Genomic DNA, 14,896 nt, shown 5'->3' on the forward strand with positions numbered 1-14,896 from the left:
GGCCTAACTAGGATGGTGGTTATTTATCTTTAATTTAACTAACAAACACAGTGCAATCAAAGACTTTATAATATTGATTTAATTCTGATAAATAGACTCCCACTGACGAACTTTGGCTATTCTGTTATCTATGCCTACCTGAATCGATAGAGGTGTTGTAAATTTAATAGTTTGTGCCGCCATGTTAGGCGTTTCTTTATTTGGCTTTTTATTTTTATAGTTACGGGTAATGTTATGTAAACGTATTGCTCGTAAGGTTTTTACTTGTGGATTTTGAGTGTTAGGTTCGTCATCAATTACTAAAGATGCTTTAGATGTTACGGCTAGTAAAGAGTCATGATGTAAAAACTCTTGTTGGGTGGCCAACACTTTATCTACATAACCCCGAGTAGCGGGGATCACACTCAACTTACCATAACCATTTCTTACCGCAGAACCGCCGTTGTAATGAGACAAAGCTATGTCTAAACGTTCATCATAACGTTCAAGTAACTTTTTAATAAACTTTACCCCCACCTCTATATTAACTGTCGGATCATATAATCGTTGACGATTAACCCCAAAACCTAACTCTGCGGTGCGAGGCATTATTTGCATTACCCCTTTTGCGCCCGCATGGCTTAATGCTTGTGGATTAAAGTTTGATTCTACTTTGGCAATGGCTAAGGCTAAAGACGGTGCAAGGTCTTGGCGAATTGCTTCATCTATTACTTTGCGCTGGATTTCTTCTGGGTCATAAGAAAAAGACGCCAACACTGTATGCGAGACAAAAATGGCTAATATGCCAGCTATTTTGCTTATTAAGGATTGTTTCATTACATTTTCTCCAGCTGATCTTGCCAATTGTTATTTAACATTGTGATAGACAAATTAGGGTGATTGATTTGTTTACGTATAGCCATGACTTGCGACATAGGTAGGCTGTCTTGAACCGCTAAAATTAATGGTTTATCTAGGTTGAAGCTGCTTAGGTTTTTAATACTAAGCGGCTTAAGTAGTTGATCGTAAAATTGGCCATTAAAGTAAAAAGCGTATTGTGGCTCGTCACCTGCAGATTTAGAGGCGGATTTATTAGCAGCAGTCTGTGCATGATTCGCCGCCAGTTTTAATTGCTCAGCTTTCGGCATCATAATTTGTGATTGTTGCTGCTTTGCAGATTGCAAAGCTTGTTCGGGTAAACCAATAGAAAACAATGCCAAAATCAACAGTGAAAAAAAGGCCATAGATAAACCCAACGCCACCTCGGTCATTGCTTGAGTACTAGTGTCATGATGTGATTGATGCATAAATTACCTCCGCTTGAGGTTATGCAAAGGTTAGAGGAATAAAAGCAGAATAAAGCAGAGTGGCGCAGACTTAACAGCTTAAAGGCACTAGGCAGTCAATGGTGTGAAGCTAATTCTATTAAACTTTGTTCTACCCCAGATATTCTCAGACTAAAATTTAGTTCTTCAACATACGCAGATTAATTCTGGCCATTTGATGACCTTGATCGGCTGCTTGTTGATAAAGGTTTTTGGCTTTGAGCATATCTTGGTTTACGCCTAGGCCTCTTTCATACAGTTTACCTAGGCTATTTTGCGCATCAGCATCGCCTTGCAAGGCGGCTTTTTCAAACCAGAACGCGGCTTTTTGCTGATCTTTGCTTGTGCCTTGCCCTACAGTATATAAATAGGCGAGGTTGTATTGGGCTTTCATATAGCCTTGTTCTGCAGCTTGGTGATACCAGTATACGGCTTGTGCATAATCCTGTTTGATGCCCGTTCCTTTGGAGTACATAAAGCCTAAGGTTGCTTGAGCTTGTGCATGGCCTTGTTTAGCTGCTTGCAAATACCAATGGGCGGCTTGGCTAGTGTTTTGGTCTGTGCCTTTGCCATCTTGATACATTTTAGCTAATGAAAATTGTGCCTGTGCATGGCCTAATTTAGCTGCTTGCTGGTAATAATATAACGCTTCGGGATAATCATTTTTCTGATAATAATTATCGGCCAAGGCTTTGGTTTCTTGCTGCTTTTGTTGTAATTGTTGTTGCTCTCGTAAGCGGGCTAACTGTTGTTTGGCTTGTTGCCGGTATTGGCCTTGAGGTTTGATATTTAGGTAGCTTTGGTAAGCTTGACTGCTATTTTGATTTGCCGCTTGTTGCCATCTGTTATTATCCTCTTGAATACGGTTGATTGCCCCTTGGGCCAAAATAACAAATTGACCTTGAGGCCATATCGCTAGGTATTGTTGATAGCTGTGAATAGTGTTGATAGTTTGTGCTTGTTGCCACATTTTTTGATCTTTTTGGGCGGAATTCTCTTCATCAGTTGGTTCTCTAGGTTCCGCTATTTCTGTTTGTTTGGCGTTTTCTTCGGATATCGCTAGTCTTGGCTCTTGCTGAGTTTCTTGTTGAGTTTCTAGCAATGAAAAGTTAGAAAATAACCCCGTCATAAATTGGCTGAAATTTTTCCAAGATTCGATTGGCTCGTTGGCAATCAAGTGGAACTGGCGCTCAGTATTATCGTATTGCAAGGTGAGTGATTGGGATAATTTCTGGTTTAATTGTTCCAACTTAATGCTTAACTCTGAAGCGCTGAGTTCAGATATATATTGATAATTACGGGTGAGTTTATCTGATTTATTATCAGTTTCATTGAGTGAATTAGTGATTAATTGGTCAGCCACATAACCTTGAATTTTTTTTAAATGACGGTCGATTTTTTGCAGATCTTGAGTCGTAAAATTATTCAGGGTTAATTGATAGTGAAAACGTCTAGGTAGAGCCGCTAACTTTTCGCTTAATACCGCGCCTAAGTCTTGAGTTAATAAGCGTAAATTGTTATTCAGCCACTCAGTTAAACATTCGCTAATGCAATTTTGTGCAGGTGGCTGAACTTGGTTTTCAACCATAAACGCATCTTGTTGGGCACTGGTTTGTAAATCTAACAAACGACCGGCTAAACTAAAATACCATTGCTGAGATGCGGCTTGGCGTTGTTGAAATGCTTTGAGTTGATATAACAAAGCTAGGTTGACTTCTTTGCCTGATTTTATGGCGGCTTGGCGAATGGTTTGGTCGGTTAATTTTGCGCAATCTTCGAGAATACAATTGGGTAAACCCAAGTAATGAGTATTCAACACATCATAGTCGGCATTGCTCAGGGCTATGGTTAAACCTTGAGAAATAGTACTATGTAAATCGCTTAATGGTGGCAGTTCAGTCGGCGCGCTGTAATTTCTGTCGGGCAACACAATAATTTGCCAAGACTCGGCTGCGAAACAAGTTTGCATGCACAGGTATAATAGGCCAAACATATAGCCTATTTGCTGCTTTTGAATGTTGCGATTAAATATATGCGCCATGTTCGATTGGTTGCTGCTTAAGTTTATTTGCTTTGTTCACTATAAAACGCATTGGTCATGGAGTTCAATGTTTCACCAACCTTTACTAATATCTCTTGTGGTATTTTCGCCTCGTAGGGTAATACGTTTAAAGCTAAATTCATTACCTTGAAAATGACTGGTAGCACGCATCTTCAGTTCTGCTAATACTTTGTTTAAATTACGATTGAGTTTTGCACTGCTACTAGTGGTTCGATATAACAAGGTGCTACGAGTGTGGCGTTGTTCGGTTGGCCGATGCGAAACGTAGCCAGAAAAAACTAATAAATACTCTTCAATACTGGCTACCTCTTCTGGACTGAAGCCATCAAACTCCAAGTAATAGTCATTAAATATTACCGTGGCGGTTGCACTGGCATCTTCTGCAGATTCACCATAGATGAGCCAGTTGAGCTTTTCAGCTAACACTACTCCTAACTCGTCACCTAATACTTTGGCTTCATCGCCCATTTTTTCTAGGATGCAGGATTGTTTGATGCAGGCGTAGGGAATGGCCCAGCCGTTAGGGCTTTGCACTTCAAAGCTATCTAAAAACTTTCCAGATTTAGCGTTTAACATACGGCCTTCGATCCGGGCTTTGGCTTTTTTTATATAGTCGCTAGTTTGCACCGAGGCATACGTGCTAAATACCACCACTACATCAATAGGCGGGCGAGTAATAGAGCGAGCAATATCTAATAATTCTGCATCAGTACGACGTGTGCGGCCTTGCTTAAATGTATCTAGGGTGATGCTGGTTTCGTCGTATATATCTGCAATATGATTGAGTTGCTGGCTAATACTGGTATGTACCCGTTTACTGATCCGGTTATCCCGGGCAATGGCGTCTTGATCGGCATCTTCTATCATCACCAGTAAATTAAGACTATCTGCTGCATATGAAGATGTGAATACCCCAACTGTGACACATAATAAGATAAATTTTGATAACCCACTCATGAATGGTTCCTTGCTTTTAGCCATAACAAACGATTATCCATGGCTATGCAAAACTTAGGGACAGTTTTGGTTTGTAAGTTAAAGACACTTTAATTTATCGGCGTACATATTTTGGTCTGCTAGTTTCAATAATTCATTCGGGGCTTTATCTTTAATATTACGAATAGCACCACCTATTGCGATTGATATAGGTGCATGAATTAATTTTTTGTCCGCTATTTGTAGAGTATAATCTCCATTTATTATGTTGCGTTTACTGTCAATTATTTTTACTAATTGCTCTTCAGTTTCAACATTAGGTACGATCAATATAAATTCATCACCACCGTAGCGGCAAATGAAATCGCTTGCCCGATTGAACATCTGAAATCGGTCGGCGACATGTTGTAAAATTTTATCACCTGCCAGATGCCCATATTCGTCGTTTATTGTTTTAAAACCGTTTAAATCAAACATAATTAACGCATAAGGCCGTTGATAACGAATAAAGTCAGCTTCAAAATTTGCTAATCGCTGATCAAAGGCTGCACGGTTATATAATTTAGTTAACTTATCTTTTATCGCCCTTTGCTCTAGGGCTGCATATAACATGCTTCGTTCTCTAGCAAAACGAATTGCTCTTTTTAACGTTGAATAATTGATTTCTTCCTTTAATAAATAATCTTGAGCACCTAATTGGATGGCTTGAATTCCTAAAGATTCATCATTACCTGTGAGAACAATAATAGGTGTGTCGTTAGCCATATGTTTGACTTCAACTAGGGTTTGCAGACCTTGAGATTCAGGTATGTTGAGGTCGATGACAAGCAAATCAGGAGTAATAAAATGGATCGCTGCTTGAAGTTTAGTCAAAGAACTGAAATCCACAATAACGTATTGGAAATTGTCGTCTAAATGTACACTTTGGTTAAACAAATAAACGTCATCTGCTGAGTCTTCTAATAAATATATGGTAAGAGTATTGGGCATAGTAGACCTTTAAATTCTTCCTCAGTAGGGAATGATTAATTTGGGGTGGTATTGTACTTAAACCAATATTCCGAAATAGTTGAGACTAAAGCTGATAGTTCTTCTAGATTATCTGGTTTAGTTAGGTACGACTTCACCCCAAGCTGGTAAGCGGCTTCTATATCCTCTTCATTATCTGAAGTGGTATAAGTGACAATAAGCAATTGATTTATTTTACCTAATTCATTCAGTTTTTTTAAAACCTCAAACCCGCCTAACTTGGGCATATTTAAATCGAGTAAAATAATTTTATTGGCACCATTATTAGTTTCAAGGTATTCGATTAGTTTAGTGCCATCGTTTAATATGGTGATATCTGGTTTTTGTGGAAGTGTCTCGCAGGCCATTTTAAAAAAATAGACATCATCTAAATCATCTTCTACTAATACAATATGAACCATATTTTATATACCTTTGATGTTTATTTTGGGTAAAATAATTTCAAATTCAGCACCTTTATGTACCTCACTAGAACAGCTAATAGAACCATTATGTATTGATAAAATCTGTTGGCACAATGCTAAACCAATACCACTGCCTGGATAACTATCTTTGCTGTGCAAGCGCCTGAATGGGTCAAATATTTGTTCGGAAAATTTAGGGTCAACTCCGATGCCATTATCTTTAAAGATGATTCGAATTACGTCTGCTTCACTTACTACGCTTATATGAATAACCGGTTCATCGCCTTTCGTTTTAAATTTAATACTATTGGCTATTAAATTTTGGAACAATTGGATAAACAAACCTTTATCGACCGTTAATAATATGTCTGTATTAGTAGTCTCGATAACTGCATGTTGTTCTGCAATCAGGTGGCTTAATAAATCGAGACTAGCGACAATAATATCAGAACAGGGTACTGCGATAAGATCAATTTCTGAGCTATTTATTCGTGATAACTTTAACAAATCTTTGATCATAGTTCGCATACGTTCAGAGGCATCAATTAGCCTAGAAAATTCGAATCTTATATGTTCATCGCTACTAATTTGATGCTGTAACCTTTGGGTTAATGAGGAGGAAAATGCGGTGATTTTACGTAATGGCTCTTGTAAATCGTGGCTGGCTACAAAAGCAAAACGTTCTAAGTATTCGTTAGAACTTTGTAGTTTTTCTAATAACAAGGTGTGTTCGGTTATGTCTACAAAAGTCCCTAACATCAGTTCAGGTTGATTTTCATGGTTAAACTTAACAACACAATCAAAGGAATAACACCAAACCCAATGACCGTCTTTATGCTTAAAGCGATATTTTAGTGAGAATACTTCACTGTCTACGGCGTGAGTAATTTTAGTTAAGTGTTGCTCGATTTTTGGGCGGTCGTCTGGATGATAAAATTCATCAAATTTACTAATACTATTTAATTCTTCAATATCGTAGCCAAGGATTTCGGTATATCGAGTATTTATGGTGGTGTTTAAATTTTCTTTTAAATCAAATAGGTATAATCCACAGATCGCTGAGTTAATTATTTTTTCTAGGAAGAGTTTACTATTCTCTGCTTCAATTTCTAATAATTTACTCTTGTGAATATTTCTTAAAGAACCAGACATTATTAGAGGATTATTGTCTTCATCAAATATTGAATTTCCGATACTAACAAACCAATTATACTCACCGTATTCATTTAAACCTAAATATTCAATTTCATAAAGTTCGCGGGTTTTAAAATGTTGTGCTAATGCCTCATCAACCTTGTTTTTATAATCGGGATGAATATGGTTATACCAGTCTGAAAATTCAGGAGTAGGTTCATCTTCTTTGCCTATCATTTTCATAAATCTTGGGGAGTAATTAGCGATTTTTTGTTCTACATTCCATTCCCAAATACCATCTTGCGTCGCGGCAACAGCCCTCGCTAATTGTTCATGTGATTTTACCAAGCGATTTTGAATCAGCATCACATCACTAAGGTTTTTATAGGTAACTATTCTGAACACTTGACCATTGTAGTCATAGGTCGATATATCCAATTCAATCGGAATAAATTGATCATGTTTAGGCTTAAGTTTGGCTAACATGGATAGTTTTATATTCGCTTTAGAGGTTTGTGAAGTTACCACTTTTTCAAATACTATTTGGTCTTCAGTTTTTTCAAAGTCTATAAATTGATTAAAAGTTAAAGTGCTTAATTCTTGTCGAGAATAATTGGAGTCAGTAATAAATTTATCATTAGCTATGAGTATCTTACCTTCAAAACTATACAACAAAGTACCTAAAGGTAAATTGTCTAACATCAGGCTAGTCATTTTGGTTTCACCAAGACTAACTTGTGCTTGTTTTAGCTTTTCGTAATTACTTTCTGAAGTGGCAATAGTGGCTTTTAATTGGTTTTCTGTGTTAATTCTGGCGCTAATATCCCTAATAGTCGCTGTGCTGATTTTTATTCCGGCTAGCATGGAACTGCTTAAATTAACTTCAATTGGAATTAAGCGTTGGTCTTTATGTAACCCTTGTAACTTTGGGTTGCTTTGCCCCATTAAACGTTGAATGGGTGATTTAAAATAATCATGCAAATATTGGGAATGTGATTTGATAACAGTGGCGGGTAACAATGTAGATAGGTTTTTGCCAATTAATTCTGCTTGAGTATAACCAAATAAAGCTTCAATTTTTAAATTACAACAGACTATTGTTCCGTCTTTGGTCACACTAATCATTGCATCTGGGGCGTGTAACATTAATAAGTTACTATCATCTAGTGCACTACTTAGATCTGAGTATGCTGTTTTTAACTTTTTAATGAGTTTTAGTAGCAGAATCGGAAACAATAATATTAGAATAAATAACAAACTGCCTACGTATAACCATTGAATGGCTTGTGAGAATGCAAAACTAGTACTTTCCCTTTGTTGTGTATTTAATTCAAATGTCCTTGTTTTTAATAACGATATAGCGGCTAGTGCATCGGTATCATCGACTTTGGCGATTAAATCTTGTTCTTTGATCGTATTTTTTGGAGCATTTTTTAATTCAACTAGTTTTGATTGATAGGCGAAAATAGTTTGTTTAATTGTTTTTAAAGCTTTGAGTTCGTCTTTAAATTGAAAATATTTAGATAACTGAGTTAATGTTGATTCTAGTGCCGTTATATCTGTTTCGATAAATTCTAAATATTGAGGATCTTGGCGGATAACATAGTTTTTAAAATGATGTATCAGTCCTCCATAACCTATGGCAGCATGTAGCTTGGCTATTTCATCATTAATATTTGCCATACGAGAGTGATATTGTTGCCATGAGTTCTCAATAACGGTGAACCGGTGAACCAACTCTGCAGTATAAAACGAAAATATAATGACAAAGATTAAGGTGAATCCAGCGACACATTTTGTGTAATTCTCTAATCTGCCAATCTGACTATTTTTCTTATTCACTGGATTAATTCTATATCTAAGTACTTTTATTTAACTTAGCACATTCTTGTAGGGAAAGTGGTACGGCTAAATCAGCTAAAACGATAATAAAATGAAAAACATAAAAATATTGTGCATAATTATGTATTAATAATTTGTCTCGTATTTTATGCTGAATTTTGATTGTGAAGTAAACCTTTAAATACTGTTTAACACCCATTGCACGTTAATATTTCTGCTTATTTTATAATTTTTGTCTAAATAATAAGAATTAAAATAATCAGAAGGTATTCATTAGCATAAAAAAAACTGTTTCTTCACAGAATTGGCCTAATAGCTGCTTCTGTAAAAGTTTAGACCTGATTAGATTTGTCTTACCTAAAATAAGCAAGTCCCTTCATCCCTTTAGTTATAAGCCTAGGAAAAGATATGACTGGATTAACCTCTCGCAAACAAGCAATAAATGAAATTACCAATCGCGCACCAAAACAGTGCAATATGACTGACCCTTTGAGCAAGATTTGGGCAACCGATGTTTTCAATCTTGGCGCGATGGAAGAAGCATTATCAAAAAATGCTTTTAAAGCCATTAAAAAAACAGTACAAACGGGTGAGCCCTTAGACGCCGGCACAGCTGATGTTGTTGCTGCGGCGATGAAAGATTGGGCTATGTCGAAAGGCGCTAAATTTTTCTCTCATATCTTTTACCCTATGACTAACATTACTGCTGAAAAGCATGATGGTTTTATTATCACTAATTCTGATGGTGGGGCTATAACTGAGTTTACCGGTAGCTTGCTGATTAAAGGTGAACCAGACGGATCTTCGTTCCCGAATGGTAGTTTACGTATGACTAACGCTGCACGAGGTTATACGGCTTGGGATCCATCTAGCCCAGCCTATTTGATGCATACAGCTAATGGCGCAACCTTGATGATCCCAAGCGTATTTATGTCTTGGACAGGTGAAGCGTTAGATAAAAAAATTCCATTGTTACGCTCGAATAAAGCTATGGATAAAGCCGCACAGAAAGTATTAAGCTTGATGGGCGAAACAGAAATCGCTACCCTTAATTCTAGTTGTGGTGCAGAACAAGAATATTTCTTAGTGGACGAACATTTTGCTAATGCTCGCCCCGATTTATTATTAGCAGGACGCACATTATTTGGTGCACCGCCAGCTAAAGGTCAACAGTTTGATGATCACTATTTTGGTGCAATACCAGCGCGCGTACAAGTTTTCATGCAAGACTTTGAAGATAAACTTTACCGTTTAGGGATCCCTGCCAAAACTCATCATAACGAAGTAGCCCCTGGCCAGTTTGAAATTGCCCCTTATTATGAAGCCGCCAATGTGGCCGCTGATCATCAGCAATTATTAATGACGTTGATGAAAAGCACAGCTAAAGAACATGGCTTTTTATGTTTATTACATGAAAAACCTTTTGCAGGTGTCAATGGTTCTGGTAAACATGTTAACTGGTCGGTAGGTAATGCCACTCAAGGTAACTTACTTGATCCTGGAAGCACTCCTCATGACAACCTTAACTTCTTGCTATTCTGTGGGGCAGTGATCCGTGGTGTACATAAATATGGTCCGTTGCTAAGAGCGGTGATTGCTTCTGCTGCAAATGATCATCGTTTAGGTGCGAATGAAGCGCCTCCGGCTATATTGTCAGTCTATTTGGGAGACCAATTAGAAGGTGTGTTTAACGACATTAAAGAAGGTAAGTTACTAGAAAAAGCAAAAGGTGGCTTAATGGATCTAGGTCTGTCACAAATTCTACAATTTGAAAGAGATCCAGGCGATCGTAACCGTACTTCTCCGTTTGCTTTCACGGGTAACCGTTTTGAATTTAGAGCGGTAGGTTCGTCTCAATCCGTTTCTGGTCCTTTAGTCGCCATGAATACTATGTTGGCTGATTCTTTAAATTGGATCGCTGAAAAATTAGAAGCAGTGCTTGTTAAAGGTGAAGATAAAACCGCGGCAGTGATTACCGTACTACAAGAATTAATGTTAGAACATGGTAACGTTATTTTTGGTGGTGATGGGTATTCAAGCGAATGGCATAAAGCTGCAGTTGAAGAGCGTGGACTTAAAAATATCCCCACTACTGCTGATGCATTACCGGCATTTAAAGAAGCCTCTGTGGTTGAATTATTTGCATCAACGGGTGTGTTAACGCCAGCTGAACTAGCGAGTCGCTTTGAGGTGTACGCAGAGCAATACGTCTTATCTATTGAAGTAGAAGCTAAAATAGTTATTGGTATGGCCAGCACTAGAATCTATCCTGCTGCAGTCCAATACTTAAACAGCCTAGCTGAAACGGCTAATAATTTGAGCAAGCTAAATGTTTCAATTAGTCACCTTAGTTTGGCTGAAATTGCTGAAGAAACTGATGCCATGATGGCCGCTGTTGGTAAACTGAAAGATGCGATGTCGGTTGAAGACTTTGCTAGCGAAGAAGCACATATGGATCATTGTGCTAAGGTACTTTGCCCGCTTATGTTAGAAGTGCGAACTCATGCCGATGCTTTAGAATTAGTGGTTTCTGATGAATTGTGGCCATTGCCTAAGTATCAAGAGATGTTATTTATTAAATAGCTTCAATAAAACCAAGTTACATTTCAAAAGCAAAAGGTTTACTCCTTTTGCTTTTTTTTTGCCTATAGAATGCTCACTTACTGTTTTGCTTAGGAAATTTTCAGCTGAAGTAAAGCCTGAAGAATACGATCAAACTTGGTGGCAGTTAGGTGAAAGATGCCCAGATGTTACAGCGCCCGTGGGTAGACCTATCGACACATTTGTTCCCGAAGCTAAATAACCTGAATACTGGATAAGCCGAACCTGTCGATAACGCTCTTTTTGTGCCTAGCGGCGTTGGGCTGCCAAGCCGCGTTGGAGGAGAGTCTAGCAATAACACGTTATTACGTACGACAATCCGCCTTGCTATACACAAAAATTTCGTCACCGACTAAGCATTCAGGTAAGGTGATTTGGGTGAACGTTATTAAGCTATTGAATTGTAATGATAAATTTAGATTAGACGATACTTCTTATCCAGAACTCAGGTTAAATAACCTGAGTTCTGGATAAGTCGAACCTCTCGATAACGCTCTTTTTGTGCCTAGGGGCGTTGGATTGTCTAGCAATAACACGTTATTACGTACGACAAATTGCCTTGTTATACACGAAAAATTTCGTCACCGAGTGAGCATTCAGATCGGGGATTTGGAAGAATGTGATTAAGCTATTGAATTAGTATTATCTGGAGGGGCCGATAAGGCAGCAGATTTTTACTAATTACTTGTATAAGTGAAGTGTTGTTAATTGTTTATTAAAGGTGCTTTATTGTGATTAGGTCAAGGGCCGTTTTTTTGTTTTAAAGATGCCTACCCAAAATGCGACTTCTACTAAAATACCCATTGTGATGAAAGCTATAGCACCGGTTACACTACCCACAAAGGCGCATAAAATACCTAAACAAATTAATGCCGCAAGCATCAAAATTTTTCCAAGTCTAGTCATCTCAATTCTCTGTTTATTCTGTTTAACTAGAAGTAAGTATAGCCTACTGGCGAAGTATTAAGTTACTGTAAATTGTGTCTAAATATTTTTGCTAGCCTAGTAAAGTTTTCAATGTCTTCAGGAGCAATATCCTTAACCATTGCATTAAATACCTGACTTTCTATTTGTTTGAACTTACCCATGAATTCTCTGCCACGGCTAGATAAAGATAATATTTGGCTACGACCGTCATTTTTATTCTCAGTTTTAATCACTAACTCTTGGCTTACTAGTTCTTTAAGTAAGCGATTAACTTGGGCTTTATCGCGGCCCATAAAATCGGCTAATTTTTGGCCTGTACAATCTTCAATTGTGGAAATGACTTTTAAAGATTTCATGTGCATAGGTGATACATCTAAATCCAATAATTTTACTTGTTGGCTAATATTATTGCGTACGTTGTGAAATAAACTAAAAAGTACTTCGCTTAATTCCATTGCTGCTCCAAAATTTATAAACTACAAATTAAATTTAGTTGACAAAGTCTACTACTGTAATTATAGTGGACTTTATCAACTATAATTCACTGGATTTTATAATGCAAATTAAGTTAAAAAACCTATTCATGATGTTACCGATTATGCTGACATTAATCGGTACTATTACCGCGATTATGACCTATGTGAATTTGTCTGCTGAGCAAAATTTTGTTTCAGCATGGGCAACTTCTTTTATTTTTGCTTTCGTGGTGATGTTACCTGCTGGAGGCTTAATATTTGCGGCGATGAATAAATTAGTTAACCGATTATTTTATACTCTGCCTCAGATGCAAAAAAAATTATTACAAGGTGTATTAATGGCGGTGGTAATGGAGTCAATTATGGCTATCGTAACCACAGTGACTAATCATGAGCAGTTAGCTTTTCAGCAGTTTGTTGCGGTATTTATTAACAGCTTTTTATTTGCATTACCTGTGGGGATAACTTTTGCTTGTTTGATGACGTTTGTTCTGCAGCCTAAGCTTGAACGATTTTTGGCTACACCCACCACTGAAACAGAATTATTAAATTAAAAGGAGCAAAGCATGGGGCCTAAAATGCGTATGACAAAGGTGTTGTCTGTAACTGAGCTTTCTCCTCACATGAGGCGAATTATTTTAACGGGTGAAGCATTAAATGATTTGCCTGAAGGCAAACAAAGCGCCCATGTTAAAGCGATTTTTCCTGATCCTAATGACGTCAATAAAATGCCTAGGTTAGGTTTGTACTTTGGATTTAAGAAATGGATGCGTTCTTATACAGTCAGGGCATTCGATAAGCAAAACTTACAACTAACCTTAGATTTTGCGGTAAATGATCACCAAGGTTTAGCCAGTAATTGGGCGCTAAATGCACAGCCAGGCGATCATTTAGGAATAGCTGGATCTGGTGGCGATACCAAACATACTGATTTACACGCTGATAGGCATTTATTTTTTGGTGATATCACTGCCTTACCCGCTATAGCTGCGACTTTAGAGTTATTGCCTGAAAATGCTCAAGGCCGAGTTTGGATACAGGTGCCAGACACATTAGATATACAAACGCTGATTGCGCCCCAAGGTATAGAAATAAACTGGTTGGTGACTGGTGATAAATTAACCGAGCAGTTTTTAACCGGTTTGCAGTCAGAGCCTGAAAACTTAGATAACACAGCCATTTTTATTGCAGCAGAAGCCAGTATTGTTAGACAATTAAAGTCATACTTGAATCAGCATTGTCACTATGACAAAAGGTTGTTGTATGCCAGTGCTTATTGGAATCAAAAAAAATAAAATAATAGCGATTTATATAGCATTCGTTATTTCCTTTGGAATGCGGCCAACGTGAATATTAATAAATAGGAGGTTTTATTTGTGTCTAATTGGAAACAAAGTTTACAGAAAACCCGATATGTAATGGATGTGTTATTGCTCATTAGTTTTATGTTGGTGTCTGCACCTCAAGCGACTGGGGTACCATTACATGAGTGGATGAGTTTATTTTTTATCATCCCTTTTGTTATTCATTTATTGTTACATTGGGATTGGATTAAAAGTAGCTTTAAGTTGTTATTCTCACAGGTATCAGCTAGAGCGCGTTTTAATGCTATTTGGAATTATGTAATCTATTTAATGATGCTATTAGCTACTGTTAGCGGTTTTTTAGTGTCTGTGGCTTTACTACCAGACTTGAATATCAGGCTAGACATCCAAGACTTTTGGTCGAAGATCCATCATGACTCTGCCACTTTGATTATGCCTATGTTAGGCATCCATTTAGCATTGTATTGGGATTGGATTGTTAAGCTAACAAAAAAAATGTCAGCCAAGTCTAAAGGAGAAGTGGAGTCTAAAATATGAAATATTTACAACATAATTGGAAGTCTCGTGCTTTTGTTCTTTTGTCCATTTCTATCCTAATAAGCTTGTTGTTAATCACCCTAGATCAATCAAGTTGGGCAGAGCAAATTAATCTGCAGGGCTATTCTCATGGTGGCGAAGAAGGAGAAGGTGAGGGGCGAAGTATTCCAGCGGTATTAAGGTATATATTACCTTTTGTTAAAGAGATTATTTTGATTGGTGTGCCTATGCTAATTACCGTTATATTAGCCAAGTTATTTACCAAGAAAAAGTAAACAAATAAAAAAGGTGACCAATTGGGTCACCTATTTTGTTAATG

At 37.4% G+C, this 14,896-nt stretch carries 14 protein-coding genes; 5 read left to right on the top strand and 9 right to left on the bottom strand.

Annotated elements, in window-relative coordinates; all coding sequences use genetic code 11:
• Positions 1 to 78: 78 nt before the first annotated feature.
• From GQR87_RS03140 to GQR87_RS03170, 7 genes are all read right to left on the bottom strand, one after another.
• Positions 79 to 816, bottom strand: a complete 738-nt coding sequence (locus GQR87_RS03140; RefSeq protein ID WP_158966452.1) for a lytic transglycosylase domain-containing protein — start codon at positions 814 to 816, stop codon at positions 79 to 81.
• Positions 816 to 1,286 carry a hypothetical protein gene (locus tag GQR87_RS03145; protein WP_158966454.1) on the bottom strand — a complete coding sequence of 157 codons (471 nt, stop codon included), beginning with the start codon at positions 1,284 to 1,286 and terminating at the stop codon, positions 816 to 818. Before GQR87_RS03145 ends, GQR87_RS03140 begins: the two co-directional genes overlap by 1 nt.
• Before the next feature lie 157 nt (positions 1,287 to 1,443).
• A complete protein-coding gene (locus GQR87_RS03150) occupies positions 1,444 to 3,345 on the bottom strand; it encodes a tetratricopeptide repeat protein (RefSeq protein ID WP_158966456.1) in 1,902 nt (633 codons plus the stop codon).
• Positions 3,346 to 3,417: 72 nt separating this feature from the next.
• Positions 3,418 to 4,323 carry a hypothetical protein gene (locus tag GQR87_RS03155; protein ID WP_158966458.1) on the bottom strand — a complete coding sequence of 302 codons (906 nt, stop codon included), beginning with the start codon at positions 4,321 to 4,323 and terminating at the stop codon, positions 3,418 to 3,420.
• A gap of 78 nt (positions 4,324 to 4,401) precedes the next feature.
• Positions 4,402 to 5,292 (bottom strand): GGDEF domain-containing response regulator, encoded by an 891-nt coding sequence (locus GQR87_RS03160; RefSeq protein ID WP_158966460.1) that lies wholly within the window; start codon positions 5,290 to 5,292, stop codon positions 4,402 to 4,404.
• Between the two features lie 35 nt (positions 5,293 to 5,327).
• Positions 5,328 to 5,732: a response regulator gene (locus GQR87_RS03165; protein ID WP_158966462.1), complete on the bottom strand. Its 405-nt coding sequence runs from the start codon at positions 5,730 to 5,732 to the stop codon at positions 5,328 to 5,330.
• 3 nt (positions 5,733 to 5,735) lie between these two features.
• Entirely contained in the window at positions 5,736 to 8,711 is a 2,976-nt protein-coding gene (locus GQR87_RS03170) for a PAS domain S-box protein (RefSeq protein ID WP_158966464.1), read from the bottom strand.
• A 408-nt stretch (positions 8,712 to 9,119) separates the two neighbouring features.
• Between GQR87_RS03170 and GQR87_RS03175 the strand changes: the two genes are divergently transcribed.
• Positions 9,120 to 11,294, top strand: a complete 2,175-nt coding sequence (locus GQR87_RS03175; RefSeq protein WP_158966466.1) for a glutamine synthetase III — start codon at positions 9,120 to 9,122, stop codon at positions 11,292 to 11,294.
• Between the two features lie 753 nt (positions 11,295 to 12,047).
• Here GQR87_RS03175 and GQR87_RS22130 read toward each other — a convergent pair.
• Together GQR87_RS22130 and GQR87_RS03180 are read right to left on the bottom strand one after the other, a co-directional pair.
• Positions 12,048 to 12,218 carry a hypothetical protein gene (locus tag GQR87_RS22130; RefSeq protein WP_199271681.1) on the bottom strand — a complete coding sequence of 57 codons (171 nt, stop codon included), beginning with the start codon at positions 12,216 to 12,218 and terminating at the stop codon, positions 12,048 to 12,050.
• Between the two features lie 62 nt (positions 12,219 to 12,280).
• A complete protein-coding gene (locus tag GQR87_RS03180) occupies positions 12,281 to 12,694 on the bottom strand; it encodes a MarR family winged helix-turn-helix transcriptional regulator (RefSeq protein WP_158966468.1) in 414 nt (137 codons plus the stop codon).
• A 101-nt stretch (positions 12,695 to 12,795) separates the two neighbouring features.
• Here GQR87_RS03180 and GQR87_RS03185 point away from each other — a divergent pair, with 101 nt between their 5' ends.
• From GQR87_RS03185 to GQR87_RS03200, 4 genes are all read left to right on the top strand, one after another.
• Entirely contained in the window at positions 12,796 to 13,269 is a 474-nt protein-coding gene (locus GQR87_RS03185) for a DUF2798 domain-containing protein (protein WP_158966470.1), read from the top strand.
• A 12-nt stretch (positions 13,270 to 13,281) separates the two neighbouring features.
• A complete protein-coding gene (locus GQR87_RS03190) occupies positions 13,282 to 14,010 on the top strand; it encodes a siderophore-interacting protein (RefSeq protein WP_158966472.1) in 729 nt (242 codons plus the stop codon).
• Positions 14,011 to 14,091: 81 nt separating this feature from the next.
• Complete coding sequence (locus GQR87_RS03195) at positions 14,092 to 14,577, top strand: DUF4405 domain-containing protein (RefSeq protein ID WP_158966474.1); 486 nt, start codon at positions 14,092 to 14,094, stop codon at positions 14,575 to 14,577.
• Positions 14,574 to 14,852, top strand: a complete 279-nt coding sequence (locus GQR87_RS03200; RefSeq protein WP_158966476.1) for a hypothetical protein — start codon at positions 14,574 to 14,576, stop codon at positions 14,850 to 14,852. The genes GQR87_RS03195 and GQR87_RS03200 overlap by 4 nt, the downstream gene beginning before the upstream one ends.
• Positions 14,853 to 14,896 lie beyond the last annotated feature (44 nt).

The sequence above is a fragment of the Paraglaciecola sp. L3A3 genome (assembly GCF_009796765.1).
GTDB lineage: Bacteria > Pseudomonadota > Gammaproteobacteria > Enterobacterales > Alteromonadaceae > Paraglaciecola.